Here is a 25,883-nt window from a genome sequence, read left to right as displayed (position 1 = left end):
TAAGATGATAAACGCCATTTACCCCCGCTGTATCAGCGGGCTATACAGACGGGTTTTCAGTTGGTGCATTGCCGTTAGTATTTTATTACTACCGGCAATGCTCTTTGCACAACAAGGCACTACCGAATGGATACGACCCGACCATGCCGAAAGTCCGCCGGTATGGGGCATCCGCAACGGTATAGTAGTAGCGCTCTGGCCTGCCGCTATAGAAAATCCCCGGCCCGGCAATGATGGCGGTCCGCGGGGATTGCTGCGAATCGGTTATGAATGGAAAAATATTGTTTACCATATCAACTACATCGCCATTGAGCCGGTGGTAAATGGCAACATGGAGTTCAGCGAAATATCACCTTCGCAGGTTGATGGCAAATGGGGCAAACTGATGTGGGCCGGTGAAACAGCCGATCCGGCAAAGTTTTCAGCCGCCGCAGGTACGCGGGGCATTGTTGTTACGGATACACTGAGCCAGGTTATTACCGATACCCAACATCCGGGAAATACCATCTTGTACCTGTATGTTTTTATGGAGAAATTCATCAACGGGGCGCATCCGTATCTGCGACTCAGCATCCATAGCAACCGGCCGGAAGAGCTGTGTATAGAAGTGTTTCATCAGCCGGGTAGCGCTACCATGGAACGTTGCGGCGTTTCTGCTACCATGGGGAACTATTCCCGTTTAAGGAATTTGTACCTGGAAGATACCGTTGTGAACGCACGGAAATTATATGCAGGTTACCAGGATATTAATTTTATAGAGAAGGCTGCCTACCCGTTACCACAATTATTACACAATCACAGCGGTGATGTCATCGTAATGGCGGCGCCGGATGAAACACTCAATGAATTATCTGCCTGGCCGGAAACGCCGGCCTATACAGCCAGGTGGGGCTGGCGTTATCGCCCTTTCTATAAACTGGTACAATACTGGCGGGTAGCAGCTACACACGTAGATCATTCGTTGCAGGCAAGAGTGAACGGACGGGCCAAATACTGGGGCGGAGGCAATGGAGATCCATCCGCATATATCAATATTCCCGGTGGCCCTTCTTTCGAAAACTTTGAATTAAGACAACCATATCGCAGCGGCCAGCAATTTTATTTTGGCCTCACACGTAAAACGATTGCACAGTTGTTATTGGAATAGCCGTCGCATTGTTCAAAGGAGCAGAAAGCTAAAAGCAGAAAGCATAAAGCTATTATAGCGAGTGAAGTTTGCGAATAATAATCCGCTTTAATCACTCGCTATAATAGCTTTCTGCTTTCTGCTTTCTGCTTTATGCTTTCTGCCACGCATAATATCCCACTACCACAAAGCAAATCAGCGGCACGATATATCCCAACTGCACATTGCTGTAGTAACTCACTGCTCCCAAACCCAGCGGTATTAAGGCGCCGCCAACAATAGACATCACGAGGAAGGCAGATGCCGATTTGGTTTCATTGCCTAAATCATGAATCGCCAATGAAAAAATAGTAGGGAACATGATCGACATAAAAAACTCAACCGCCGGCAGCAGGTATACGCCTGTTCTACCGCCAACGCCTACACTATAACACAGTAGTAATACACAAGCGATGCTATACCACAACAATAAACGACGGGGCGCAATTTTCCGCATGAAGAAAGTACCCGCATATCTTCCCAACATAAAACACAACAGCAGGATACCGAGGAGGGTGGTGGCTTCCTTTTCCGGCATATGCCCGCTATAACCGGCATAACGGATAAAGAAGCTGGAAATACATACCTGTGCGCCTACATACGCAAATTGTGCCAGCACGCCCCAGCGAAAATGCGCGTGCCTGAATACACGAAAGTTGATTTGCAGGCCATCGCTATGTTCTTCTTGTATAGGCGGAAAACGTACTACCATAAACAGGATGGCGGTGAGCACCAACACTCCCGCAATCACCAGGTAAGGCACCTGCACGGAACGGGCTTCGGACAACAGGTAGGCATTGAGCACCTCCGGCTGCATACTGTTCAACTGTTCATGTGTAAACTCTTTACCGGAGAGGATTACTTTACTGAGAAAAAAGGCTGCTACAAAAGCCCCCAGCCCATTAAAAGCCTGTGCGAAGTTGAGTCGCTGCACTGCCGTTTCCGGCGATCCCATTATCGTGATATACGGGTTGGCAGCCGTTTCGAGGAACGTCATGCCGGCAGCCACCAGGAATAATGCAAACAGGAACATTCCAAACGAGCGCCATTCTGCCGCCGGGAAAAATAATACCGCGCCGGTGGCGGCAATTAACAGCCCGGTGATGATGCCTGTTTTGTAACTCCACTTACGCATGAGCCACGCGGCAGGTAGCGCAAAGAAAAAGTAACTGATCCAGTAGGCAGCATCAATGAAGGCCGATTGAAAATCATTCAGCTGGCAGGCCTTTCTCAGGTGAGGAATGAGCACAGGAATGAGATTACCGGTAAGTGCCCACAGGAAGAAAAGGCTGATAATAAGTACAGAAGCAACTTTCAGGGAATGGTTGCCCGAAGGAGCCGCAGTGGCCCCTGTCTTTACATCAATCATAGTGGAATCCATAAAGTGGGTTTGATAGTGGGTTATAGCCGGAAGGTTTGTACTTCATTCACCAACCTGCCAATATGATCTATACTGATTTCTACGCGATCGTTATCCTGTAAGGTGAAGCTGTTATCCGGTACGAGGCAGGTGCCTGTCATCAGGTAGCAACCTTCCGGGAATGCACATCCTTTGTACAGGAAATTCACTAACTCTTGGTGGCTGCGTTTCATCTGGCTGATAGGCACACTGTCCGTATATTGTACTTCATCGTTGCGGTAAATAGACATGTTGATGACGGTGTCCGGCGGAATAGGTACGCTGGGCACCATCAGGCAGGGCCCAAGGCCGGCGCACTTTTCATATACTTTTGCCTGCGGCAGGTACAGCGGATTTTCTCCTTCAATACTGCGGGAGCTCATATCGTTACCAATCGTATAGCCTTCAATGGTACCCTGACTGCTGATGAACAGCGTGAGCTCCGGTTCCGGTACATCCCAGGAAGAATCTTCGCGGATGTACACCGTTTGTCCATGACCAGAAACACGGTGCGGCGTGGCTTTGAAGAATAGTTCCGGTCTTTCAGCTACATACACTTTATCATAAAAGGTAGCGCCGCCGGATATCTCTGATTCTTCCATGCGCGCAGTACGGCTACGATAGTAGGTAACACCGGCTGCCCACACCTCCTGTGCTCCAATAGGTGGCAGCAGGTCGGCGGCCAGCAACTGTTCTGCGATGGCGGCGGGTACCGGTGTTTTGCCTTTAATGTCGGCCAGTACATAATCAAACAGGCCGGTTCTGTTGACATACGTATTCCAGTTGGCAGCTACCGTATAGTACTGGTCCTGGTGCGCAACCAGCAAGGCAGCAGAGGTCTTATAGATGCGGATGATGTCCATGTGATAGTATTTGCGGTGGAGAATATTATTTATGATGCAGGAAATTCTGCACGTCTTGTAATGATAGTTGCCAAAGCTGCGCTACCATAGCTTCCAGGGCTTTGCGGTCGCCTTCAAAGTGCATGGTCACCTGTTGATAACGCAGGGATTCACCTGGTTTCAGGGCGCGTGCATCTGAAGAAGATTCTACTTCATAAAACGGCCCCATTTGCGATCCGTCGGCTAAAGGGCCATCGTTGTAACAGTTAACGGCATCGCCTTTAAACGGTTCTTTTTGCTGCTCCCATTTTGAATTTACGTAGCGGCCCTGCGGTACTACTTCGTAGAATAATACGGTCAGCGTGTTATTTTCAAGGTCTATGCTACCGGCGCCTCTTTTCGCGATCAGTGGCGACAAGCCCAGTTTGCCGCGGGCTTTGCCATCGGCGCGGAACAGCAACAGGCTGTCTTTTACGAGGAGATTTTGCGGCGGAATTTTTCCGAAGTAATCATCAGTGATATGTGAGGCTGCATTGGGAATAGCCTGGAAAGGTGCTACAATAGCCGTTTGATCTGAAGGTTTGAACATACCCAGCAGCCAGATACTGAGCAATCCTTTTTGTTCCTGCCAGGCGCTGTCGCCGCTGTTAGTCACGGTATTATCCGTTTCATAGGCCACGCTTTTAATACCTGCAGGAGGTGCAAATCCCAGCCTGCTTTGTATATCAGGGCTTCCCAGGAGGTGTATACTCCTGTTGATATGTATTTTGAACGTACTGCCGGAATAATTTTGTAAGATGCCATCCTGCTGGTAGCTTACTGCGGTATCAGATTGTGCTGTGAGGGCATAATGTGCCGTATCGATCAGCCCTGGCGTTTGCCAGTTGGCGAAATCAAATGATTTCCCCGGAGGAAAGAACAGCGCATACTGACCGCCTTCCGGTCCCAGCCAGAAACGTTCTTCTCCGCCGAAGGCGTTGATATGCGGTGCAAATTTTTGTGCAGCAACCAGGTGGTAGTTGATCCAGCCAAAGCTTCTGCCGGCGCTGCCGCCCGTGGTGCTGGTCATTACCCTTGCCTGGTAATCGCCGGTAACTACCACACTGCCGCTATCGTCGGCATGTTTGAGTACCACTACATTGTTGAGATGCTTTTGCAGGAAGCTAACGTCTTCACCAAAGTTGACCGGTTTCATATTATTTTGTTCATGCGAGGCGCCCGGCCCGTTACAGGCTGCCAGCGTAACAGCCAGGCAACCGGAGATAAAAATGGATTTCATATCAATGGAATTAAAATGGATAATTCTTATAAAAGTTAAGCATAAAGCATAAAGCCGAAAGCAAAAAGCATAACCCCATCTTCTCTCTTCATATCATCTATCCGCTACATTCCTCCACCTTAGCTAATAGCTAACAGCTAGAGCGAGATTCCCCGTTTCCACGGAATAAAATCATCCTGTCCAAGCTGTTGTGCCTTTGTCTGGTATTCCCCGCTGGCGGTGGCAATCACGAGTTCCAGTATATCCGCTGCCACATCATCCAGCGAAGCATCTCCGCTGATGATAGCACCGGTATCCAGGTCGATGATGTCCGGCATTTTAGCGGCGAGTTTGCTGTTGGTAGATAGTTTAATGACAGGGGTTACCGGGTTACCGGTAGGAGTGCCGAGGCCTGTGGTGAATAATACCACGTTGGCGCCTGCGCCTACTTCTGCGGTGGTGGATTCCACGTCGCTGCCGGGCGTGCATAATAAAGCCAGGCCAGGACGCTGTATCCATCCGGGATAGTCGATGACGTCAGTAACAGGAGAGGAGCCGCCTTTCTTTGCAGCGCCGGCAGATTTGATGGCGTCGGTGATAAGTCCGTCGCGGATATTGCCGGCGGATGGGTTGGAGTCGAAGCCGGATCCTACCGCTTCTGCGCTGCGGGCGTAGTCGCGCATCAGTTGCACATAGCGGGTGGCCAGGTCGGTGTTCACACAGCGATCGCTCAGTTCCTGTTCCACACCACATAGTTCCGGAAATTCCGAGAGGATGACGGAGCCACCTAACGCCACTACGGTGTCGGCTACACGCCCAACAGCCGGGTTGGCGGAAATGCCGGAGAATCCGTCGGAACCGCCGCATTCCATGCCGATACACAATTTGCTGAGTGGCGCAGGCTGACGTTGGTAACTATTGGCCTGGGCCAGCCCTTCGAAAGTTTGCCGGATGGCTTGCGTCATCAGTACTTTTTCGGAACCGGTTTGTTGTTGTTCCAGGTAAATCACGGTGCGGTCAAATCCCGGCACCCGTTTTTCGATTTCTTCTTTCAGCATATCTATTTGTGCATTCTGGCAACCGAGACTGAGCACTGTTGCACCGGCCACATTAGGATGTGTTACATAACCGGCGAGAATACCACAAAGCGTACGTGCGTCTTGTTTAGTACCACCGCAGCCCATGGTATGAGTGAGCAGTTTAATACCATCTATGTTGGGGAAGGTACGTAATGGCGCTATGTCATCTGTTGTGTAATCCGTAGCTGTTACGGGACCGGTGGGTTTACCCTGGCGGAAGTCCTGTAGCAATTGTTGCAACATGGCTTCGTAGGTAGGTTGCTTCCGATAGCCTAGTTCTTTCACCAGCACTTCATGTAGCAGTTGTACATTCCTGTTTTCACAGAATACCAGCGGGATGATGATCCAGTAGTTGCCGGTGCCTACGCGGCCATCGCTGCGGTGGTAGCCGTTGAACGTGCGGTGTTGCCACCGGGTTACATCGGGGGCAGCCCAGTGTTGGTGGCGTTCCCCGCTTACAGAAAAACTTCCAGAGGCGTGGCGTATATTTTGGGTGGTGATGAGTTCTCCCGCGGGAATGTCTTCGTTGGCGATGCCTACCAGTACGCCGTACATGTTGATGGCAGCGTCTTTGGCAATGGGTTGGGCGGCTATCTTATGTTTGGCGGCCACATTACGTATAGCCGTCACAGTTTCCTGGCCGCAGGTAACAGATGTGCCAGCAGGAATATCTTGCAGGGCTACCCATACGTTGTCGTCAGGATGTATTTTTAACGTGGTTTGTTTCATGATGATAATAATTTATAGCAACGATCTGTCGAGGTGTACGTATCCGCCGTCTACATGAATGAGCTGCCCGGTAGTATGGCTGGATTTTTCAGACAGCAGGAATACGGCCATCTGTGCAATTTCTTCCGGTGTGGTCATGCGTTTTTCCAGTGGGATGCGTTCCACGATGCTGGCCAGTTTGGCGGCTTTATCTTCAAAGGTATTGATCCAGCTTTCATAGAGGGGTGTCCAGGATTCGGCCACCACAATGGCGTTCACACGGATGCTGTAAGGCAGTAGTTCTACCGCCCATTCGCGGGTCAGTGCATTGCGGCCACCATTGGCGGCGGCATAAGCGGAAGTATTGCCCTGACCGGTTTCCGCGGTTTTGGAAGTGATGTTCACGATAGCGCCTTTGCTGGTTTTCAGGAAAGGCAGTGCGTGATGTGCCATGAGGTAATAGTGTACCAGGTTGCGGTGGAGCGATTGCATAAACCCATCGTAGGAGCCGTGCTCTAATCCTATGCCATCGTTGATGCCGGCGTTGTTAATAAGACCGTCTATACGGCCGTATTGTGCTGCTACAGCGTCTACGGCCTGTTTGCAGGCGGCAGGGTCGGTGAGTTCAGCTACTACCTGTGCGCCTTTCCCACCGATGTAGGCAAGGTGTTGCAGGTTATCTTCTTTACTTCTGCCAACAATAACAGGGAAAGCACCTTCCTGTGCGAGTACGGAAGTGATGGCAGCGCCAATTCCTTTGGCGCCACCGGTAACGATGATGACTTTATCTTTTAAGGCTAAATCCATTTTTTTTCAATTACGAATTACGAATTATGAATTACGGATTTGTGGGGAGATACAAGCGAATCCTGAGTTACGAGTTAGAGATTACAGATGGGAGAGGAGTGTGTAAGCACGAAAGTGATTCGCTTGTATCTCCCCACAAATCCGTAATTCATAATTCGTAATTCGTAATTCTTACCCCGTGGTTCTCACCCAATCACCATTCACTAATCGCCATATGTGCATGGGATTATGATCCTGTAGTTCCGGCGGCAGCAGGTAGGCTGGGAAGTCCTGGTAGCATACCGGGCGGCAGAAGCGATAAATGGCAGCGGTACCTACAGATGTACCGGCAGCAGGAGTGGTGGCTGGCCAGGGACCGCCGTGCACCATGGCATGATTAACGGCTACGCCTGTAGGAAAACCGTTGATGATAATCCTGCCGGCTTTCTCGCGGAGAATGTCAATCAAACCGGCATGTTCGTGCAGGTCTTCCGGAGTGCCGTGGATGGTAGCTGTGAGCTGACCTTCCAGTTGACGTGCCAGGGTATATAGTTGTGTGATGCTGTTGGCGTGAATATGTAAGGACGATGGTCCGAATACTTCTTCCAGTACATGCGGTGTTTCCAGCGCTTTTTCGGCAGTGATCTGCAGCAGGTGAGGAGTAGCTTTTGCCGGTGCAGGACTGGCGGCGCCCAGCACTACAACACCTTCTTGCTGCAAAGCGTTTATACGTTGCTGATAGGCTTCTAAGATACCCGGTGTAAGCATAGGTGCGGCCGGTAAGCTGCCAATACCTTGTTGCAGTGCCTGCAGAAAAGTGGTGGTGGCATCATCACCGGGTGTGATAAATAGTCCGGGGTTGGTACAAAACTGCCCGGTGCCCAGGGTCACCGACTGCAGCAGCTGCATGGCCAGCGCGGGGCCCTTCTCCCGTAATATGCCCGGCAGAAAAAACACCGGGTTTACGCTGCCCATTTCTGCAAATACCGGGATGGGTACGGCGCGGCGTGTAGCCGTATCGTATAGTGCCTTGCCGCCTTTGAAAGAACCGGTAAAAGCAATGGCGGATACCAACGGATGGGCAGCCAGGTACTGGCCTGTTTCGTAGGAAGTACCGTGTACCATGGAGAACACGCCTTCCGGCATTTGCGTACGTAGCACGGCTTTACGGATAGCAGTAGCTACCAGGTAAGAAGTATGTGGATGTGCAGGATGTGCTTTGAACACCACCGGGCAACCGGCGGCCAGTGCGGTGGCAGTGTCGCCACCGGCTACAGAAAAGGCCAGCGGGAAATTGCTGGCGCCGAAGATGCCGATCACACCCAGGGGGATCTGCATTTGGCGTACATCCGGTGTGCCGGTATTGATACGCGCATTTACCCAGGATCCTTCTGCAATGGTGTTGGCAAACAGCCGCAGTTGCCCTGTAGTACGGTCTCTTTCGCCCTGTAGCCTTGGCACGGGCAGCCCGCTTTCTGCGGATGCTACCTGGATTAATTCATCTCCCAAAGAAACAATATCATCAGCGATGGCATGCAGAAATTCAGCCCGCTGCGCCGGTGTTGTTTTTTTGTAAGTAGTAAATGCTTTCGCTGCCAGCGTGAGGGCGGCATCTATTTCGCCGGTAGTGGCTTCGCGGAATTCGGTGGGCAGCCATTGTTGCTGCACCGGGTCAAACGCCCGGAACAGCAGATCGCCTTCTCCCGAAAAATTATTTCCGATCAGTTGTAATCCTGTTGACAATGCTCGACTCATCTTCCTGAATTTTTTATTTGAATAGTTAGTTTACTTCGAGATCATTCATGGCGGGCAGTTTAGGGAAGGGTGCATGTGGTTCACGCTGGTACCAGAACACCGTACTGCTGATATCCGATTGTTGTGGCAGATAACGGCCACCACTGCGCCAGCCCAGGTCCTGTATCGTTACTTTCAGCTCTTTTTCAAAACGGACAGGGTCCATGATATGCCAGCGATACAGACCAAAACGTTGTTGCGATTTATATAAACCATCCGGGCGGATCACCTGGTGCAAGCCGGTATAAGGGGTGCTGAACTCATTGTATTTGCCTTTGAAGTCGAAGTTGTAAGAACCGCAGAAATAGTCTTCTGTGCCCGTACCGCAGATAGTCGGGTATTTGTTGTCGCCATCCATGAAGAACTTAATTTCCCCTTCGCCCCACCAGCCGTTATTATTCACGCCCCAGGCGAGATAGGTGCCTACATACTGGCCCTGTCCTTTTACACCGTCCAGCATGGTGAAGGAAGCGTCTTTCACGGGATTATTGCGACGGAATTGTGCATGGAAATAACCGGCATCCTCTGGCACATTGGTCAGCGTATAGTCCACCTGGTAGTACAGTGTCATACGTTCGGTATTGATATTTTCCATGGTGATTTTACACTTCTTGCGGAAGGGCATGGCCCAGTAGCAGTTGAAGGCGCTGCCGGGGTTGACGCATACCGCGAGGGAATTCAGCGGTGCATATTCTCCCCAGCCCATGCCGAAGAAGTCGCCCACGGGCACTTCTACAGAGGGCGTTGTTTCATCATCCCAATAGAAGCGGAGTATCGAATAGCGCCAGTTGCCGGTGGGAGTCATCCAGATATGCTGAATGGCGCCGGGGCCGCTCATTTCGGCGAGGGTAACGGTTTTGCCAGGTTCAATAAAAATGTAAGGATTTACTTTCCAGCCCTGTCCCAGTTCCCTGGCGGCGCCGCGGGCATTGCCCTGTTCCAGGGTAGCCATGCCTCCTTTGCCGGGTTCGCCGGTAAGGTTTTCCGGGCTGATAGAGCGGGTTTTGGCATTGGAGAGGCGGAATAAATTTCCCATGTTCATGTCTAATCCGTTGAAGGATTGTTGTGCGTTGGCAGCCCAGGTCAAACAGGCAGATAATGATAGTAGCAGCAGTTTTTTCATGATCGGTGGATTTAGCAATTCATTGACTTGCTTTAACGTTTAAGCATAGTGGTAAAATACGTTGCACCGGCATGCATGGTAATGTGAAAAGGTTAGCGTTGTCCGCAGGACTTTCTCACCACCAGCGTGGTATCGATGCAAATATGTTCTATCTCTTTTTTACTGTCTTTGATTTCTTCCAGCAGCACGCGCACGGCTTCCCTGCCTATTTCGAGAATAGGTTGACGAACAAAGGTAACGGGCGAGTAAAACAGGTCCAGTGCTTCGCCTTCATCGAAGGTGATCACGGCCAGTTGGTCCGGAATACGTATACCTAATGAGTTAATATATTTCAATCCCTCCATGGCAATGCTGTTGGTGGCAAAAAACACGGCATCTGCCGGTTGCCGTCCACTCAGCAGCTGATCGATGGACACTTTAATATCTTCTTTTAAATGGGAATAACGGGCCGATTTCAGCAAGGTAGTCCCCCCGGGCAATTGATGGTCCTGCAGCGCCTCTTTATAGCCGCGTTTCCGCTCGCTGATATGATGCAGCGTAGTTTTATATCCTATCATACCAATACGCTTCCGCCCTGTTTTAATGAGATGCGATACCGCCTGGTAGGCCGATTCAAAATTATTCACCGCAATATGACTGGCTTCAATATCCGGGAAGAAACGGTCGATCAGCACAAAAGGCACTTTCTGCGCCTGCAGTTGCCGGATCTGTTCTTCCGAGCCTTCGGCAGGCGTAATAATTAACCCATCTACCTGCCGGTTGATCAGCACATTAATCAGGTCGCCCGACTTATCTACGTTTTCATCAGAACTACCGAAAATTACGGTATAATTATTCCGCTTGGCTTCATCTTCTATGGTACGCGCAATATTGGCAAAGAAAGGGTTGGATATATCTGCCACAATCAACCCAATGGTAAACGATCGCCCACTTTTTAAACTACGCGCAATATGGTTGGGCTGATAGTTCAGCTTACGCGCTATTTCACGGATCTTTTTCGCGATCTCTTCTCCAATACGGGCCTCTTTTTCTTTGTTGGTCAGCACATAAGATACCAACGCGGTAGACACACCTGCTGCGGTGGCAATATCTTTCAGTGAAACCTTCTTCATGATTTAAAAATATGCTTAAACGTTTAAGGAAGCAAGTTTTTACCGGAATTTTTTTTAAGTTTCCGGGAGATGTATACCTGGTCAGGGTTTCACGGGCACGCAAAGGAGCAGGGGGAGCAAAGATGCAAAAATCAGGTTACATTATATTATCTCTTTGCGTGTTTGCTCCTTTGTTCCTTTCGCGAAAAAAATATTTTTACCTTCCTGTATTCAACTGACACACTGTTGTCACATCGCGTTACTAGCTTTGTATCATCATCAAAAGCAAATACTTAAAACAAATCAATATGAAACCATTTACGATCAATGTAGCCCAGGAAACCTTAAACGACTTATCCGCAAGACTCCAACAAACCCGCTGGACCGATGAACCCGAAAACGCCGGCTGGAGCTATGGCACCAACCCACAATACTTACGTGAACTGACCCATTACTGGCAGCACCAGTTCGACTGGCGCAAACAGGAAGCCCTGCTCAACAGCTTCTCCCAGTTTACTACTACTATTGATGGCATCGATATCCACTTTGTTTATATAAAAGGAAAAGGCAGCAACAACAAACCTTTACTGCTCACCCATGAATGGCCCGACTCTTTTTTCCGTTTTTATAAAGTTATTCCGGAGCTTACCATGCCGGACAAAGATGGCCAGGCATTTGACCTTATCATTCCCTCTATGCCCGGTCATGGTTTTTCCGGCCGTACCGCCGTTACTTCTGAAAGAACTGCACACCTCTGGGCAAAACTGATGACGGAAGTCCTGAACTATGGTACCTTCCTGGCTGCAGGTGATTTTGCGGTAACCACTGCACTGGCGCAAAATTATCCAGCCCTGGTAAAAGCGATCCACCTAACGGATACCGGCTATCCGAATGGAACAGAAGACTGGTCCACCATGTCGCCTGCAGAGCAACAATTTGGTCAGTTTATCCAGGGCTGGTGGTTTATGGAAGGCGCATTTAATATGATCCAGTCTACTAAACCGCAAACACTGGGCTATGGACTAAACGATTCACCCGTAGGTCTCGCTTCCTGGATCCTGGAAAAATTCTATTCGTGGAGCGATACAAAGGGAGATATCGCTAACAGCTTTACGAAAGATGAGATACTCACCAACATCATGATCTATTGGGTAACCAATACCATCAATACCTCCATCAGAAGATACGCAGAAGATGCCCGCGCTAATTTTGGTCCACAAGGCCCCAAACCTGTGCCTAAAACAGAAGTACCTACGGCAGTATCTGTGTTCCCGGCCGATAGCAACACACCGGAAGAATGGGCTGCCCGCCGCGTAAACCTGAAAAGCTTTAATAAACTGCCGAAAGGAGGACGCTTCGCAGCATTGGAAGTGCCTAAGTTGTATGCACAGGAAATACGGGCATTCGGCGCATTGCTGGGATAAAGAACAATTACGAATTACGAATTACGGATTTGTAGGGAGATGTAAGCGGGTGATATCATTCGCGTTTACTATCTCCCTACAAATCCGTAATTCGTAATTCGTAATTGTTTAGTATTTTCGATGCTCAACCAAAGTCATTAAAAGAACAAGGCCGTTTGTATCAGCGCATCATTAGCGCAGGCTATCCAACATAATCGCCCTGAGCACCAAAAATATATTGCCCGTTATGCAAGTAATCAAGTTTACTTCGGCTATCCGGATTAACGCAACTGCTGCGAATGTTTTCGACTATACACAGGACTATGGTAAGCGCCTCCAGTGGGACAGCTTCCTGAAAAAAGCAGACCTGATGGATGGTGCCAGCACCGCCGGCAAAGGCGTGAAAGCCCATTGCGTAGCACAAAATGGTATCGGCATGGTAACTGAATACGTTACCTTTAACCCGCCTAAAGTAACCGCCGTCAGGATGACCAAAGGTCCTTATATGTTCAAATCATTCCTGGGGTCGTGGACCTTCAAACCCATCGATCAGCACACCACCGAAGTGATATTCCTGTATTCTTTTGCAGTCCGTTTTCCCTTTACGCTATTGGATAAATTTATTAAGCGCCATCTTGAAAAAAATGTAAAACAACGGCTGGCAGATCTGAAATATCATATAGAGTATCAGCCCGCTATCTGAAAAAAAAATGAATCCGATGTCTCATTGCCGGAATTCCATTTGTTATAAGGGTGTAATACAAATTATAAAACACACTAAAAACTTACAAGATGGACGAGTTTATGCTAATTTTCAGACATCAGGACGGTAACAAAATAGCTTCACCGGAACAGATGCAGATCTGGATGAAACAAACCATGGACTGGATCGGCGGTATCGCCGCCCAAAACAAATTCATCAGTGGTAATGGGCTGTTTTTTGACGACGCCAAAATAGTACATGCCAACCGTATGGTTACCAATGGCCCTTTCGGGGAAATAAAAGAAACCATTGGCGGTTACATTATGGTGAAAGGCAATACTATTGAAGAAGCCGTGGAGTTTGCCAAAGGCTGTCCTATTCTACAGGGAGAAGGCAACACCGTAGAAGTTCGCAGAATTGCCAAAGCCGATGGCATCCATTAAAAAGTGAATGAATTCGTTCCGCCCCCTGCCACCCGCGAGGGGCGGAACTTATGTTCGTATGATGCAACCCGGTTTGATACCACACCTGTTCCGGACAGAGTTCCGGAAAATTACGGCCGTGCTCTGTAAAGTGTTTGGTATGGAACATATAGAAGTAGCAGAAGACCTGGCCAGCGAAACGTTTTTGTCTGCCCTCGAAACATGGCCCTACAAAGGCATCCCGGAGAACCCCACTGCCTGGCTTTACCTCGTGGCTAAAAATAAAGCCAAAAATTATTATCAGCGCAACCAGTTGTTCGCCGAAAAAATAGCGGCCAAAATAAAAACTGAATCCCCGGAAGCCACGGAGATAGAGATCAATCTTTCTGAAGAGAACATCGCCGACAGCCAGTTACAGATGCTGTTTGCCATTTGTCACCCGGCCATCCCCATGGAAGCGCAAATTGGACTGGCACTCCGCATCCTTTGTGGTTTCGGCATCGAAGAAATTGCCAACGCGTTTTTAACCAGCAAAGAGGTGATCAATAAACGATTGTTCCGTGCCAAAGAAAAACTGAGAACAGAAAATATCGCGATCGTATTTCCCGGCAACAACGAAATCCAGGACCGGTTAGATACGGTATTAACCACCCTGTACCTGTTATTCAATGAAGGCTATTATTCGGAAAGCCAGGATGCAGTATTAAGGGAAGATCTTTGCCTGGAAGCCATGCGCCTCACTTATCTCCTGGTAGAATATGAGCCAACCAATCAGCCCCGCGTAAATGCCCTACTGTCGCTTATGTGTTTTCATGCTTCCCGCTTTGAAGCACGCAGAAACGAAAACGGAGAAATTGTATTATACCAGGACCAGGATGAAAGCCGTTGGAATGAAGAACTGATCAGCAAAGGCGCCTGGTTTTTACATATTGCTTCACAAGGAAAGGAGATGTCGCGATACCACATCGAAGCAACCATCGCTTATTGGAATACGCAGAAGACCGATACCCCCGAAAAGTGGGAAAATATCCTGCAATTATACAACCGCCTGCTGCGGCTCGTGTATTCGCCAATAGCCGCATTGAACAGAACATATGCGTTGTCGAAAGTAAAGGGAAAAGCAGCGGCTATTGCAGAAGCAGAGAAACTGGAATTGCCCGGCAACCATTATTATTATGTACTACTGGGAGAATTATATAGTGAGATAGATAATGCCAAATCCCTGCAGCATCTGCAACAGGCGCTGCAACTGGCGAAAACGGAAACGGATAAACGAACGATACAACAGAAGATAATCACGCAAAGACGGAAAGGAACATAAGGTCCTCTTCACTCCTTTGCGCCTTTGCTGTTTAGCGTCTTTGCGTACTGTAGTACCACAAATTGTTATAAAAAAAGCAGGCCTGTAGCATATTAGCTGCTGATGGCTTAACTTAACAGTGTAATACCTATACTTTTTAACCAGGTACTAATGAAAAAATATTACCCGCTGACGAAAAAAGTGACCCTGTTTTTCTGTTGTCTTTTTTTCTGCTCACTAACAATAAATGCGCAAAATAATCCGGCCAACAGCATATTAGGTACCTGGATGAATGAAGAGAAAACCGGCAAAATTGAAATTTATCAGTCAGGAAATATTTACCTGGGAAAACTTCTATGGGGTATTTATATGTTGGATGAAAAGGGAAATCCCCGTAAAGATACGAAGAACCCCAATCCAGCTTTACGCAACCGGGAGTGGCCGAATATGGTGATGCTCACCGGCTTCCGGTATCGCGACGGGCAATGGGAAGGCGGTGAAATTTACGACGCTACCAGTGGTAAATCTTACCGTGCTACCATGAAAGTCAGGAATGGCCGGCTGGAAATCAGGGGCTATGTGGGGATTTCGCTGTTTGGCAAAACTATTTACTGGGACCGCGTGAAATAAATCAGGAGTGTGCATGTGCTCTTTCATGATCCAGCAACCATTTCTTTCTCCAGATACCGCCGCCATAGCCGGCAAGCTGTCCATCTTCTGCAATCACCCGGTGACAGGGAACCAGGATAGAGATACGGTTCATACCATTGGCATTTGCCACCGCCCGCACGGCTTCCGGGCGGTTCACCGCTATCGCTTGCTGTTTATAGGAACTGGTAGTGCCGTAAGCAACGGTTTGTAATACCTCCCAGATGCTTTGCTGGAAAGGTGTGCCCGGCGAATACAAAGGCACCGTAAATGTTTTCCGGCTACCCGCAAAGTATTCCTCCAGTTGTTGCTGTAAGATGTCAAAATGCGGATTGGCGCCCTGGATGATGTTAGCATTTAATAGTTTAGCCAAGGACTTGAGCTCAGTTTCCAGCATCTTACGGTCTGTAAATTCCAGTAAACAAATGCCTTGTGCTACAGCACAGGCAAACATTGTCCCCAGCGGCGTTTCCAGTCGCGTGATATTAATCACCTGTTTATTTCTACTATTCACAGGAGATACGCCAAATACTGATTTGAAGGAATCTGCAAACCCGCTCAGTGATTCATAACCCGCATCAAATGCCACGGCGGTAACTGGTTCGCCCTGTTGTATTTTTTTGAAGGCCGCATTGATACGGAACATTCTTTGGTAAGCCTGAAAAGTGACACCGTGATTTTTCAAGAACCATCTGCGGATGGTAATGGGCTCTATTCCTTTTTGCGCCAGGTCGGCGTCTTTAAATTTCCTGGAGGGATCTGCATTCAAGGCATCCAGTATTTCCTTTATTTGCGGTGGTGTTTCGTTCAGTTTCTCCAGCGGATTACACACTTTGCATGGGCGGTATCCTTTCAGGATGGCTTCTTTGGCGGTTTGAAAAAATTCTACATTTTCCGGTTTGGGCTTACGGGCAGTGCAGGTAGGGCGGCAAAATATACCCGTAGTTTTTACCCCGGCAATGAACGTTCCTTCGTAAGACACATCTTTATCAACAAGTGCCTGGTACATGATCTCGTGTGTCAGCATGTATATTCTTTTTTTCAAAAGTACGCATGTTGCTACCGGACAACAACCGGAAAATGAACAAGTATTTTCGGGTCATTGAGTTAGATGATCAGGACGATGCCGGTATTTCAGCGGTACAATACAATGAATGCATTTTCCAGCCGATAGTTTCGTATAACGCTCTGCCATCGTCGGTAGCCACCAGTAAGCCTTTTTTAATGCCGCGGGCATTTCCGATCGCTTCCAGCTCTTTCATAATGATGGTGCCCAGCTTACGGCGACGGTGATTTTCATGGGTGGCGATGCGGTCATATATCGCGAAATCTTCTACAAAGCCAACGCGTCCAATGGCGGCTTCTTCCCCGTTGGCGGCTAAAATCCGCACAATCGATACACCGGGATTTTCCGTGGTGTGCAGTGTATATCCTTCGGGCAGAGGAACGTTAACCGGCGTCATACCTTCGAGGGCTGTCATCATATAAGCGGGCGATTGCAGCACCCAGTTGGATGGAAGCAGCGTACGTACTACATCCGGCGGTGCACATACTTTGATGAACACATAGGGTTCCGTAATCCTGTCGGCCAGCTGACGAACAGCGGAAGAAGGAGCATCAAAAATATAGCGTCTCACATGATCGGGGAGTCCTACTTCAATGCGATAAGCGCCACTGTCTGGCACCGGAGGTGTTACTTCGCGGGCATGTGCCCATCCTTTTGCCCAAACGGCTACAATTTGCGGGTCGGCCTTATAAAGTTGGTCATGCATGGTATGCTGGTGTATATCTTGTAAAGATAAAGTATGTGGTTGAAAATCAGGAACCAATTTATGGTCTTGTACGCAAATGAAAACCGGTGCAACATGAATGTTCACCGGGCGCTGGTTTGCCGGCTGCAGCATAATAGCAGTGGCACGGTTGTATATCTACCAAAAGACACCATAACGGTAATGGATATGGAATACCTGCAGCTCTTTTGTATTTTAGCCTCCTAAATTGTTAAAACGCTTACCATGAAATCCTGGTTTTTAATTGCCTGCTTATTGACGGTGACCTTCACCCATGTATATGCCCAAAATGGAGCTGCTTTGTTATCGAAAGGCGGAGATGGCCATCCTGTTTTTGAAAAGAGTTATATAGATGTGCAGGGATCTCCCTATTTACAGGATGATTGGGCAATAGGCAATGTAGACCTGGTGAATGGTAAGGCTTATAAGGGCGTAGCCCTCAAGTATGACCAGGTGAAAGACCAGGTACTGTTTAAAAATGATAAAGACGAAATGAATGTGTTTACACAGCCGGTGAAGTCCTTTACCATTAATAACAGAAAGGATAACAGCACACTGTTGTACCGCAACGGTTTCACCCCACTTAAAAATGCCACAGAAGCCTCTTATTACCAGGTATTGGCGGACGGCCAAACACAACTGTTAACAAGAATTGTGAAAAAAATCCGTGACGACAAAGCATATAATTCTGCTACTACCGTTCGCACTATAGACAGCTACCAGTGTTATTTTATTGCCAAAGGCAATACGCCGGTGCTGATTAAAAAGAGCGACAGCGCTGTATTGGAAGCGCTGGGAAGTAATATTCCTGCGCTAAAGGAGTACATTCGTAAAGAGCGGTTAAACGTAAAGAACGATGCAGACCTCGCAAAATTGATTGCCTATTACAATACTTTGGAAGGAAGCAGCCACTAATCATAAAATGTTTGGCGGCAGCTGGTAAATACGCTAAAGAAAGCAACCAGCCAGGCGTTTCTAACGACTGCCGCCAGATAATAATTCCCTATCGGTATGCTGTTACCTGTTGTAACAGTTCCATCGCCCTGATCACGGGATTCCATTCTTTGCCGCTGAAAATAAGGCGGAACCATTTCTTGTCCCGGTTTTCATACCTGATATTTACAAACAACCAGATGGCCGCCCATGTGAAAGCCCCTGTTACGACTGCCTGCAGGAGGTATAACCATACATTCCCATTATACAACATGCTTTGATTCCAGTAAAAGGTAGTCCATAAAGGAAGCTGCAGGAACAATAACCGGGCGCACCAGAGAGTAGAAGACCTTAACTGGCACAACTTCTCCTGTGTTTCCAATATGGGCGCATTGATGTTTACCCGCTGGATTAATATTAACTGATAGAGATAGATGCCGATGGCCAGTTTGGTTAGCAGTACCTGTATGCCTGCTGAGGCCAGGAAAAAGAAACTGGCGCTACGGAATGTGTGGATGAGTATACTGTCTACCAAAATTACCCATATTATACCGGCCATTACAGCGAATATTTTAAGTGGTGTCATGGAAGCCAGGGCCGACTGCACTTTCATGTGTGTAATGTCTGCTGCGTTTTGCCTGTTGAATGACAGGTATTCTTCCAGCCGCTTATCATAGGCTTTCCAGAGATGAATCATTTCTGCGTCTTCCATTGTAATTAAGTTTTGAGGTGGGTGAATTTTTGTTTGAGAGCGGCTTTAATTCTGCTGATTTTTGTTGACACATTACTAACAGAGATCCCAATGATATCGGCAATTTCCTGATAACTTTTTTCTTCGAGATAAAGCAGCATCAGTGCTTTGTCTAATTCTTTCAATTCCGATATGAACTGCTGCAAAAAAACAATGTTTTCTGTAGTGTCGTGCGGAAGGGAGTGATCGGTCATATTCAGGGCACTATCAGAAAGCGGACTGTCAACAGATTTTCGCCTGCTCTCCCTGCGATAAAATGAAATAGCGACATTTAACGCAATGCGATATATCCAGGTGGAATATTTGTACGTAGGAGAATATTTATCAAACGATTTCCACAACTGTACAATAATCTCCTGGACCAGATCTTTTCTGTCTTCTGTATCCTTACAGTAGGCATGGGCGATTTTATACAAAATGCCCTTATGTGCTTGAATAACAGCCAGAAAATTATCCGATTTATCAGGGGAATTCATGAGTTGTAATTGTCAGAAACCAGGTTGAGAAAATTGTTTGCTTTCTTCATTATTCGCATGGGCGTCTGAAAAATCACACTTTGTCCATTTATTTTTTTGTAAGCCCTTTTCCTTTGCTCACCCACGCATTATTCTTTATGTTAAAGCGATAGGGGAGATAGGCATCTTCGCCGGCATAGGCAACACCTACACGGGTAGATGCCACGATCAGGTCATCGGGCAGCGTGGGTGCATCTTCTATCCAAACAGTAGCCCCGTTCAGGCTTTCACCGGTAAGCTTGTTATCAATGCCCAGTGCCTTGCTCAGGTTACCCGGGCCGGCTGTGATATTATGTGTAGGCTGATTCCCAAAACGGGCTTTCATTATCTCCAGGCCATCAGCAGGCTCCAGTGCCCGGATCAGTACTGCATGCGGCATATCGGCCATATGGGTAATTACATTAAAGAGATAGTGAATGCCGTAACAAAGGTATACGTAGGCTACGCCGCCCGGCTCATACATCACAGCGGTACGGCTTGTACGCCGCTCATTCCATGCATGGGACGCCCGGTCCGTAACGCCCGCATAGGCCTCCGTTTCCACGATAACCCCTGATGTACGCATGCCGTCTATATTGGTGACCAGCGTTTTTCCCAATAGCTCCTTTGCAATGTTGACCACATCCGGTTGCCGGTAAAACGATAACGGTATCTTTTTCCTTTTCATGTAAGGAAGGTACAAATCGTTTGGCGATAGATTTTCTGGTAACAAAAAAAATAAGTGCCTGTCGGTTTTGTTCTATTTCCCGGGGGCAGGCCGTCTTAGTTTTGTCAAAAAGAAAATAAGCATGAAAACGAAAAAGAATATTCCTTCCAATGTATTAGTATTAGGTGGCACCGGTAAAACAGGTAGCAGGGTAGCAGCAAAATTAAAAGCAGCGGGATGGCCCGTACGTATTGGCTCCCGCAGTGGTTCGCCTGCTTTCGACTGGGAAGATGCTACTACCTGGGGACCTGCATTAGCCGGGATGGATGCCGTATATCTCAGCTATCAGCCCGACCTAGCGGTACCTGGTGCTTTGAAAACCGTGCAGGCATTTACAAAAGTCGCGGTAGAAAAAGGCATCCGTCACATTGTATTGCTGTCGGGGCGTGGAGAAAAAGAAGCACAGGCGGCGGAAGACGTCGTGATGAATGCCGGTATCGACTGGACCATCTTACGCGCTGCCTGGTTTAGCCAGAACTTTAGTGAAGGTTATTTGCTGGACCCCATCCTGGCAGGCCATGTGGCCCTGCCTGCAGGTAACGTAGTAGAGCCGTTTGTAGATGCGGATGATATTGCAGATGTAGCAGTTGCTGCATTCACAGAAGAAGGTCACGCCGGGCAATTATATGAGCTCACTGGTCCCCGTTTAATGACTTTTGCAGAAGCAGTAGCGGATGTAGCCCGCGCTACCGGCAAACCATTGATCTATCAGCAGCTGACAATGGAAGAATATAAAGGCATGATGCTGGAATACCAGGTGCCGGAAGATATGATCTGGCTGATCAGCTACTTATTCACCGAGGTGTTGGACGGTCGTAATACCTATCTCGCAGATGGTGTACAACGCGCACTGGGCAGAGCACCGAAAGATTTTAGTACCTATGCGGAAACTGCTGCCGGCGCCGGTGTGTGGAACGCATAGTTGTTAAAAAAAGATCGTCTCAACGGGCGTGAGACGATCTTTTTTATTTGGAAAGAAATTCCCGTCAGCAAGTATGATAAAGACGAACGGATGATACGTATCAGTGATCACCCGATGAAGAAATAGACGCTTTATACTGCATGGCACTTTTCAATTGCATGATTAACGTGGTGTTTTCTTTAATATTGGGTATCAGTTGATCAGCCCGGGTAGCCCATTGGAGCGCATCTTCCAGCGCTTTATCTCCACGGTGGAGGGTATTGCCAAAAGCCGATGCGGCTGTAAACAGCCGCATGTAGATATCTCTCGAATAAGTATTTACCACTAATGCTTTCTGTTCCTGGAAATCAGGCACTTTGGTGCTGTCCTGCGCACCGGACAGAAACGGCGCCATTATTTGTGTATAGCGGCGGGCGTCTTCCGCGTGAATACTGTCTATTGTTAATTCCATCAGGTTCCCTACCATGATATAACCGTTCTTCTTCAGCAGGGCCGTGTCTTTTGTCAGGCCGGCGTACATTAAATAAATACGATTCATATACGATTCCTGTTGCTGGTTGGCGGTGCCGAGTTGCTGCACATAGCTGATTAAAGGCTGTAGTGTTGCTATATTTTTGTCCCGGAGTGCTACCGGGATAGCTCTTTCAGCAACTTCATAAAAAAGACGGGGTGTCACTATGGCTTTGGCAGTATCGCTGAGTTGCGCATAGTGTTGCATGATCCATGCCAGCGCATTGGTGTTAGTTCCTTTCAGATACCGGCCAATGAACAGTAACTGTGGCTCTTTTTTTAATTTGGCAGCCGGTACAACTTTGAGCCACGCATCAAAGGTGTGGCTGTTATCTATATTCAAACTGAATTGCTGCATGATGTACGTGCGCAGAAACGCAGGTTCCCGGTTGCCCGCCGTAAAGGCAGCTTCCAGGTTACCCAGCTGGTTTTTATCGTTGGCCAGCTCCATCACTTTATCCACCTGGCTGATGAATACCGGTGCATCTCTTTCTCCGATTACTTTATGTACCAGGTAGCCGTTGCTGTTGAGATACAGGAAAGTAGGGTAGGCCGTGATATTGAATTTTTTAGCGAGCTGAATACCTTCGCCTTTCTCTGCATTCAGTTTATAATTCAGAAAACGGGGATTATATTTATTGCCCACTTCCTGTAAGGGAAAAATAAATTTGTCCATTCCTTTGCAAGGGCCGCACCAGTCGGTGTATACGTCAATAAAAATCATTTTATGCTGTAGTTGCGCTTCCTGTAGTAAGGCGGCGTAAGTACCCTTGAAGAAGTGAATACCGGTATCCGGAGAATGTTGCGCAAACGAAAATCCGGTGATACAGCAGAAAATCAGGAAGGCCAGGCTTGTTTTCATACGTGTTTACTTATAAGATGTATGCCGGGACATTTTTTCCGGGCAGAAAATAATGGCCGGTGCTAACAAATATAATAAGTTGCAATGGGCTTTTTCCAACAATCTTATGATGCTGCCTGTTGATTAACAGGAACGTTTTTTTTATCTTGTATGTATACCGCTACCATATGCTTACTAACGTCATCGAATATATTATCCTGATCCTGATTATTATCTCTCTGGTGATGCTGGCGCAGAAACTGAAGATCGCTTATCCTATTGTGTTAGTGATCGGCGGCCTCATATTGAGCCGGTTTAATTTTCTGCCATCTATACAAATCAACCCTGAACTGATTTTGCTGATTATTTTGCCGCCGTTGTTGTATGAAGCGGCGTGGTATACTTCCTGGAAGGAGTTCTGGCGATGGCGCCGGGTGATATTCAGTTTTGCTTTCCTGATTGTGATTGTCACCTCAACGGTGGTGGCGGTGGTATCGTATGCACTTATTCCGGGTTTTTCACTGGCATTGGGTTGCCTGCTGGGCGGTATTGTATCGCCGCCGGATGCTGTGTCTGCTACTACTATCCTGAAGTATGTGAAGGTGCCGAAGCGGCTGTCGGCCATCCTGGAGGGAGAAAGCCTGATGAATGATGCATCCAGCTTGATTGTATTCGGTTTCGCCAAGGTAGCGGTAATGACCGGCGTATTTGTATTCCATGAGGCAGCAGTGAGCTTTGTGGTGGTGATTGTGATGGGCGTGGGAATAGGGCTGCTGGTAGGGTTGGTGTACTACGTGGTGCACCGCTGGCTGCCTACCAGTACGGAAATGGACGTAGTACTCACGCTTACGGCGCCTTATGTGATGTATATCGCCGCGGAATCATTTCACGGTTCCGGTGTGTTGGCGGTGGTGAGTGGCGGACTTTTCCTGTCGGCCCGCAGTCAGCGTTTCCTTACTTACAGAAGCAGATTACAGGGCGCCAATGTTTGGTCTACATTGGGATTTTTATTGAATGGACTGGTATTTATGCTGATAGGACTGGAGTTGCCCGTTATTATCAAAGAACTGGGTACCGTAAGTGTTGCAGCGGCGATTAAATACGGGTTGATCATTACCGCTACGTTGATCATCACCCGCTTGTTATCTACATTGGGGGCTTCTGCTTTTACAGTGTTTGCCAGTCGCTATATTACCACGGCAGATAATCGCCCTGGCTGGAAAGGCCCGTTGATTATAGGCTGGGCGGGCATGAGAGGCGTGGTGTCGCTGGCTGCAGCATTGTCTATACCGGTATACATGGATAATGGTGCTTTATTCCCCCAGCGTAACCTGGTGTTGTTTATCACTTTCACGGTGATATTAATGACCCTGGTGGTACAGGGACTTACCCTGCCGTTGCTCATCAGGTGGGTAAAGATGGAAGATCCGGATAAACATTTGCCGCGGGCGGAACAGGAACGCAACATCCGCGAGGCGTTGATACAGGAGAGTATTCATTTCCTGGATACTTATCATGCAAAGGAGCTGGCTGACAATGCGGCATTGCGGCAACTGCGGGAAGACCTGGAACATCGTAAATCGGTATCCATGCACAATCAAACGGAGCCGGTAGATCATAAAGTGTATAAGAAAGTATACCTGAAGATGTTAGCGCATCAACGAAAAGTATTACACGAGCTCAATAAAAATCCGCATACCGAATATGAACTGATCAGGAAGTATCATGAGCTGATAGACATAGAAGAAGAAATTTTGATCATGAAGCTGGAGCAGTTGTAGTGGGCAAATAAATTGTATCTTGCCGGCATGAAAATGAGTGATTACCTACGGCAGGGGAAGTCTGAAAATTACCAGGACGCAGAAGATAAGGGTTTGCTGAAAGCCGGTGAGGTAGCAACTTTGCTATCGAAGCAGTTCAATACAAAAATCACGGCAAAAGAGCTGGAAATATTTGCAAGGGAATGGCACCATGCCGGCGTGTTTAAGAGTAGTGCTGGCCAATCGCTCAGGGGGCGAAAAGTATATTTCTTTTCAGCAACTGATATCAGTCACATCTCCCTGGAAAAAATATTAGCCAACCGGGAAAAGGCAGCAAAGAAGCCATTACCGGATACAAGGCAGGTGCAGGGTTGGTATCCTCAATATTTTCGTACCACCGACCCCGTTACACGACGCAATATATCAAAATCCTTTATTGGCATTTATAAAGGCCCGGCAAATAAAGCACCCAAAGGATTTAAGCCATTATCTGCAGAAGCGATGGCTGCAGCAGAGCAGCGGCGGGGAAGAGAATTGAAGCCGGGAGAAATACCTGATTTTAAATAGTACTGATATGTTATCCCGTATCCTTATACTGGCCAACTTAATGCTGGCGTTGTGTGTGTCTGCCTATAGCCAACACTTTGCTAAGAAAGATTTTGATGTGGTGAATATGGCGGTGTGGAAGGCGGACACTAAAACTGGTTTAATGCAACTATTGAATGGATTGTTGAAGAATGATCCGTTAGTCAATATCAATAGCCGCAATGGAATATTAATGTCCAACAGTGGAGTAGGAACGCCATTAAACCGGCAACTTCACGGAGATGTTTATCATCAGCGGATTGTGCTACGATTGTATCCCAACAACTTTTTTATTAACTTATTAACCCGGAACGATAGTATCCTGTTCAGTGCCGTTTGTTTTACGGAAAGTGCATTTGCGCAAGGCCCCGGATTTCTGGAGGCAGATAGCACCGTAAAGGCCATTCATTATAATGATGCTGCTGTGCAAGACTTCCTGGATATACGAAATAAATTTTACCGCTCGCGAAAGACGATAAGCGATATTGCCGTTGAGATCTCTGCTGATAGAGTATACGGGATGAGATGTGGCTTTTTTGATCTCAAAACAGACGGTAGAAAAAATATTGAGGAACTGGTAGCTAAAGCAGACCCTCTACCGGAAATTAGGGGAATGCTGCAAAGCCTATGCTGTGAAGAGCAGGCTTTGGGCGTCGCAGCTATTGATATGCTTATTGAAAAAGGAGTGACTATAGACAGCTTCAATGATAAGTTATACAGGTATATCCGGCAAAGAAATGCACCAGTGGTTACCTGCGCAGGATGTAGTATGGGGATCGTAGCCAGACTTTATAACGATAAACAGTAACACCAACAGAATATCCCCTATATTTGCCCCCTCAAAAAAAG

25 protein-coding genes are annotated in these 25,883 nt (G+C 47.8%); 11 read left to right on the top strand and 14 right to left on the bottom strand.

The window, feature by feature from the left end; translation table 11 throughout:
• Positions 1–4 precede the first annotated feature (4 nt).
• Complete coding sequence (locus J7623_RS29380) at positions 5–1,147, top strand: hypothetical protein (RefSeq protein WP_291928124.1); 1,143 nt, start codon at positions 5–7, stop codon at positions 1,145–1,147.
• 130 nt (positions 1,148–1,277) lie between these two features.
• On the opposite strand, the gene fucP is transcribed toward J7623_RS29380, so the two are convergent.
• From fucP to J7623_RS29340, 8 genes are all read right to left on the bottom strand, one after another.
• Positions 1,278–2,546, bottom strand: a complete 1,269-nt coding sequence (fucP, locus tag J7623_RS29375) for an L-fucose:H+ symporter permease (protein WP_291928122.1) — start codon at positions 2,544–2,546, stop codon at positions 1,278–1,280.
• Positions 2,547–2,566: 20 nt separating this feature from the next.
• Entirely contained in the window at positions 2,567–3,427 is an 861-nt protein-coding gene (locus J7623_RS29370) for a fumarylacetoacetate hydrolase family protein (protein WP_291928120.1), read from the bottom strand.
• Between the two features lie 25 nt (positions 3,428–3,452).
• Complete coding sequence (locus J7623_RS29365; protein WP_291928116.1) at positions 3,453–4,685, bottom strand: DUF6786 family protein; 1,233 nt, start codon at positions 4,683–4,685, stop codon at positions 3,453–3,455.
• Between the two features lie 137 nt (positions 4,686–4,822).
• Positions 4,823–6,472: a UxaA family hydrolase gene (locus J7623_RS29360; protein ID WP_291928113.1), complete on the bottom strand. Its 1,650-nt coding sequence runs from the start codon at positions 6,470–6,472 to the stop codon at positions 4,823–4,825.
• A gap of 12 nt (positions 6,473–6,484) precedes the next feature.
• Positions 6,485–7,258 (bottom strand): SDR family oxidoreductase, encoded by a 774-nt coding sequence (locus J7623_RS29355; protein WP_291928111.1) that lies wholly within the window; start codon positions 7,256–7,258, stop codon positions 6,485–6,487.
• 171 nt (positions 7,259–7,429) lie between these two features.
• A complete protein-coding gene (locus J7623_RS29350) occupies positions 7,430–8,992 on the bottom strand; it encodes an aldehyde dehydrogenase (NADP(+)) (RefSeq protein WP_291928108.1) in 1,563 nt (520 codons plus the stop codon).
• A gap of 25 nt (positions 8,993–9,017) precedes the next feature.
• Complete coding sequence (locus tag J7623_RS29345) at positions 9,018–10,154, bottom strand: glycoside hydrolase family 172 protein (protein WP_291928105.1); 1,137 nt, start codon at positions 10,152–10,154, stop codon at positions 9,018–9,020.
• Between the two features lie 92 nt (positions 10,155–10,246).
• A complete protein-coding gene (locus tag J7623_RS29340; RefSeq protein ID WP_291928103.1) occupies positions 10,247–11,266 on the bottom strand; it encodes a substrate-binding domain-containing protein in 1,020 nt (339 codons plus the stop codon).
• Between the two features lie 287 nt (positions 11,267–11,553).
• Between J7623_RS29340 and J7623_RS29335 the strand changes: the two genes are divergently transcribed.
• The 5 genes from J7623_RS29335 to J7623_RS29315 all read left to right on the top strand — a co-directional run bounded on the left by J7623_RS29335 (position 11,554) and on the right by J7623_RS29315 (position 15,703).
• A complete protein-coding gene (locus J7623_RS29335; protein ID WP_291928099.1) occupies positions 11,554–12,669 on the top strand; it encodes an epoxide hydrolase family protein in 1,116 nt (371 codons plus the stop codon).
• Positions 12,670–12,895: 226 nt separating this feature from the next.
• On the top strand, positions 12,896–13,351 hold the full coding sequence (locus J7623_RS29330; RefSeq protein ID WP_291928096.1) for an SRPBCC family protein: 456 nt from the start codon (positions 12,896–12,898) through the stop codon (positions 13,349–13,351).
• An 89-nt stretch (positions 13,352–13,440) separates the two neighbouring features.
• Complete coding sequence (locus J7623_RS29325) at positions 13,441–13,794, top strand: YciI family protein (RefSeq protein ID WP_291928094.1); 354 nt, start codon at positions 13,441–13,443, stop codon at positions 13,792–13,794.
• Between the two features lie 7 nt (positions 13,795–13,801).
• The gene (locus J7623_RS29320) at positions 13,802–15,094 is read left to right on the top strand and encodes a sigma-70 family RNA polymerase sigma factor (RefSeq protein ID WP_366840032.1); all 1,293 of its coding nucleotides are present in this window, start codon (positions 13,802–13,804) and stop codon (positions 15,092–15,094) included.
• A 150-nt stretch (positions 15,095–15,244) separates the two neighbouring features.
• Complete coding sequence (locus J7623_RS29315; protein ID WP_291928092.1) at positions 15,245–15,703, top strand: DUF2147 domain-containing protein; 459 nt, start codon at positions 15,245–15,247, stop codon at positions 15,701–15,703.
• A gap of 1 nt (position 15,704) precedes the next feature.
• Here J7623_RS29315 and J7623_RS29310 read toward each other — a convergent pair whose 3' ends face one another.
• Both J7623_RS29310 and J7623_RS29305 read right to left on the bottom strand, forming a co-directional pair.
• Positions 15,705–16,748 (bottom strand): bifunctional transcriptional activator/DNA repair enzyme AdaA, encoded by a 1,044-nt coding sequence (locus tag J7623_RS29310; protein WP_291928089.1) that lies wholly within the window; start codon positions 16,746–16,748, stop codon positions 15,705–15,707.
• Positions 16,749–16,836: 88 nt separating this feature from the next.
• Positions 16,837–17,493, bottom strand: a complete 657-nt coding sequence (locus tag J7623_RS29305) for a GNAT family N-acetyltransferase (protein ID WP_291928087.1) — start codon at positions 17,491–17,493, stop codon at positions 16,837–16,839.
• A 243-nt stretch (positions 17,494–17,736) separates the two neighbouring features.
• Between J7623_RS29305 and J7623_RS29300 the strand changes: the two genes are divergently transcribed.
• The gene (locus tag J7623_RS29300; protein WP_291928084.1) at positions 17,737–18,426 is read left to right on the top strand and encodes a hypothetical protein; all 690 of its coding nucleotides are present in this window, start codon (positions 17,737–17,739) and stop codon (positions 18,424–18,426) included.
• Between the two features lie 88 nt (positions 18,427–18,514).
• Here J7623_RS29300 and J7623_RS29295 read toward each other — a convergent pair whose 3' ends face one another.
• The 3 genes from J7623_RS29295 to J7623_RS29285 all read right to left on the bottom strand — a co-directional run bounded on the left by J7623_RS29295 (position 18,515) and on the right by J7623_RS29285 (position 20,377).
• The gene (locus J7623_RS29295) at positions 18,515–19,156 is read right to left on the bottom strand and encodes a hypothetical protein (protein WP_291928080.1); all 642 of its coding nucleotides are present in this window, start codon (positions 19,154–19,156) and stop codon (positions 18,515–18,517) included.
• Between the two features lie 5 nt (positions 19,157–19,161).
• Positions 19,162–19,671, bottom strand: a complete 510-nt coding sequence (locus J7623_RS29290; protein ID WP_291928078.1) for a sigma-70 family RNA polymerase sigma factor — start codon at positions 19,669–19,671, stop codon at positions 19,162–19,164.
• Positions 19,672–19,759: 88 nt separating this feature from the next.
• Positions 19,760–20,377 carry a DNA-3-methyladenine glycosylase gene (locus tag J7623_RS29285; RefSeq protein ID WP_291928075.1) on the bottom strand — a complete coding sequence of 206 codons (618 nt, stop codon included), beginning with the start codon at positions 20,375–20,377 and terminating at the stop codon, positions 19,760–19,762.
• Between the two features lie 121 nt (positions 20,378–20,498).
• Between J7623_RS29285 and J7623_RS29280 the strand changes: the two genes are divergently transcribed.
• The gene (locus J7623_RS29280; RefSeq protein WP_291928073.1) at positions 20,499–21,338 is read left to right on the top strand and encodes an NAD(P)H-binding protein; all 840 of its coding nucleotides are present in this window, start codon (positions 20,499–20,501) and stop codon (positions 21,336–21,338) included.
• 100 nt (positions 21,339–21,438) lie between these two features.
• Here J7623_RS29280 and J7623_RS29275 read toward each other — a convergent pair whose 3' ends face one another.
• Positions 21,439–22,710, bottom strand: a complete 1,272-nt coding sequence (locus J7623_RS29275) for a thioredoxin family protein (protein ID WP_291928070.1) — start codon at positions 22,708–22,710, stop codon at positions 21,439–21,441.
• Positions 22,711–22,877: 167 nt separating this feature from the next.
• On the opposite strand from J7623_RS29275, the gene J7623_RS29270 reads away from it, so the two are divergent.
• From J7623_RS29270 to J7623_RS29260, 3 genes are read left to right on the top strand one after another with little or no spacing between them, the layout of a single operon-like run.
• Positions 22,878–24,470: a Na+/H+ antiporter gene (locus tag J7623_RS29270; RefSeq protein WP_291928067.1), complete on the top strand. Its 1,593-nt coding sequence runs from the start codon at positions 22,878–22,880 to the stop codon at positions 24,468–24,470.
• A gap of 27 nt (positions 24,471–24,497) precedes the next feature.
• Positions 24,498–25,016, top strand: coding sequence for a hypothetical protein (locus tag J7623_RS29265; RefSeq protein WP_291928064.1), 519 nt, complete (start codon positions 24,498–24,500; stop codon positions 25,014–25,016).
• A gap of 7 nt (positions 25,017–25,023) precedes the next feature.
• On the top strand, positions 25,024–25,842 hold the full coding sequence (locus tag J7623_RS29260; protein ID WP_291928062.1) for a hypothetical protein: 819 nt from the start codon (positions 25,024–25,026) through the stop codon (positions 25,840–25,842).
• The last annotated feature ends 41 nt before the right edge of the window (positions 25,843–25,883 follow it).

Origin of the sequence: Chitinophaga sp. (assembly GCF_017745275.1) — a bacterium.
Classification (GTDB): Bacteria; Bacteroidota; Bacteroidia; order Chitinophagales; family Chitinophagaceae; genus Chitinophaga.
This window is presented reverse-complemented; position numbering and strand designations above follow the sequence as displayed.

Excerpts from the sequence above, each read along its gene's own strand:
- J7623_RS29315 (WP_291928092.1), top strand. The coding sequence starts at position 15,245 with ATGAAAAAATATTACCCGCTGACGAAAAAAGTGACCCTGTTTTTCTGT.
- J7623_RS29380 (WP_291928124.1), top strand. The coding sequence starts at position 5 with ATGATAAACGCCATTTACCCCCGCTGTATCAGCGGGCTATACAGACGG.
- J7623_RS29365 (WP_291928116.1), bottom strand. The coding sequence starts at position 4,685 with ATGAAATCCATTTTTATCTCCGGTTGCCTGGCTGTTACGCTGGCAGCC.
- J7623_RS29275 (WP_291928070.1), bottom strand. The coding sequence starts at position 22,710 with ATGAAAACAAGCCTGGCCTTCCTGATTTTCTGCTGTATCACCGGATTT.
- J7623_RS29290 (WP_291928078.1), bottom strand. The coding sequence starts at position 19,671 with ATGAATTCCCCTGATAAATCGGATAATTTTCTGGCTGTTATTCAAGCA.
- J7623_RS29295 (WP_291928080.1), bottom strand. The coding sequence starts at position 19,156 with ATGGAAGACGCAGAAATGATTCATCTCTGGAAAGCCTATGATAAGCGG.
- J7623_RS29325 (WP_291928094.1), top strand. The coding sequence starts at position 13,441 with ATGGACGAGTTTATGCTAATTTTCAGACATCAGGACGGTAACAAAATA.
- J7623_RS29345 (WP_291928105.1), bottom strand. The coding sequence starts at position 10,154 with ATGAAAAAACTGCTGCTACTATCATTATCTGCCTGTTTGACCTGGGCT.
- J7623_RS29300 (WP_291928084.1), top strand. The coding sequence starts at position 17,737 with ATGAAATCCTGGTTTTTAATTGCCTGCTTATTGACGGTGACCTTCACC.
- J7623_RS29330 (WP_291928096.1), top strand. The coding sequence starts at position 12,896 with ATGCAAGTAATCAAGTTTACTTCGGCTATCCGGATTAACGCAACTGCT.
- J7623_RS29350 (WP_291928108.1), bottom strand. The coding sequence starts at position 8,992 with ATGAGTCGAGCATTGTCAACAGGATTACAACTGATCGGAAATAATTTT.
- J7623_RS29265 (WP_291928064.1), top strand. The coding sequence starts at position 24,498 with ATGAAAATGAGTGATTACCTACGGCAGGGGAAGTCTGAAAATTACCAG.
- J7623_RS29285 (WP_291928075.1), bottom strand. The coding sequence starts at position 20,377 with ATGAAAAGGAAAAAGATACCGTTATCGTTTTACCGGCAACCGGATGTG.
- J7623_RS29370 (WP_291928120.1), bottom strand. The coding sequence starts at position 3,427 with ATGGACATCATCCGCATCTATAAGACCTCTGCTGCCTTGCTGGTTGCG.
- J7623_RS29280 (WP_291928073.1), top strand. The coding sequence starts at position 20,499 with ATGAAAACGAAAAAGAATATTCCTTCCAATGTATTAGTATTAGGTGGC.
- J7623_RS29305 (WP_291928087.1), bottom strand. The coding sequence starts at position 17,493 with ATGCATGACCAACTTTATAAGGCCGACCCGCAAATTGTAGCCGTTTGG.
- J7623_RS29310 (WP_291928089.1), bottom strand. The coding sequence starts at position 16,748 with ATGCTGACACACGAGATCATGTACCAGGCACTTGTTGATAAAGATGTG.
- J7623_RS29360 (WP_291928113.1), bottom strand. The coding sequence starts at position 6,472 with ATGAAACAAACCACGTTAAAAATACATCCTGACGACAACGTATGGGTA.
- J7623_RS29320 (WP_366840032.1), top strand. The coding sequence starts at position 13,802 with ATGAATTCGTTCCGCCCCCTGCCACCCGCGAGGGGCGGAACTTATGTT.
- J7623_RS29340 (WP_291928103.1), bottom strand. The coding sequence starts at position 11,266 with ATGAAGAAGGTTTCACTGAAAGATATTGCCACCGCAGCAGGTGTGTCT.
- fucP (WP_291928122.1), bottom strand. The coding sequence starts at position 2,546 with ATGGATTCCACTATGATTGATGTAAAGACAGGGGCCACTGCGGCTCCT.
- J7623_RS29355 (WP_291928111.1), bottom strand. The coding sequence starts at position 7,258 with ATGGATTTAGCCTTAAAAGATAAAGTCATCATCGTTACCGGTGGCGCC.
- J7623_RS29335 (WP_291928099.1), top strand. The coding sequence starts at position 11,554 with ATGAAACCATTTACGATCAATGTAGCCCAGGAAACCTTAAACGACTTA.
- J7623_RS29270 (WP_291928067.1), top strand. The coding sequence starts at position 22,878 with ATGCTTACTAACGTCATCGAATATATTATCCTGATCCTGATTATTATC.
- J7623_RS29260 (WP_291928062.1), top strand. The coding sequence starts at position 25,024 with ATGTTATCCCGTATCCTTATACTGGCCAACTTAATGCTGGCGTTGTGT.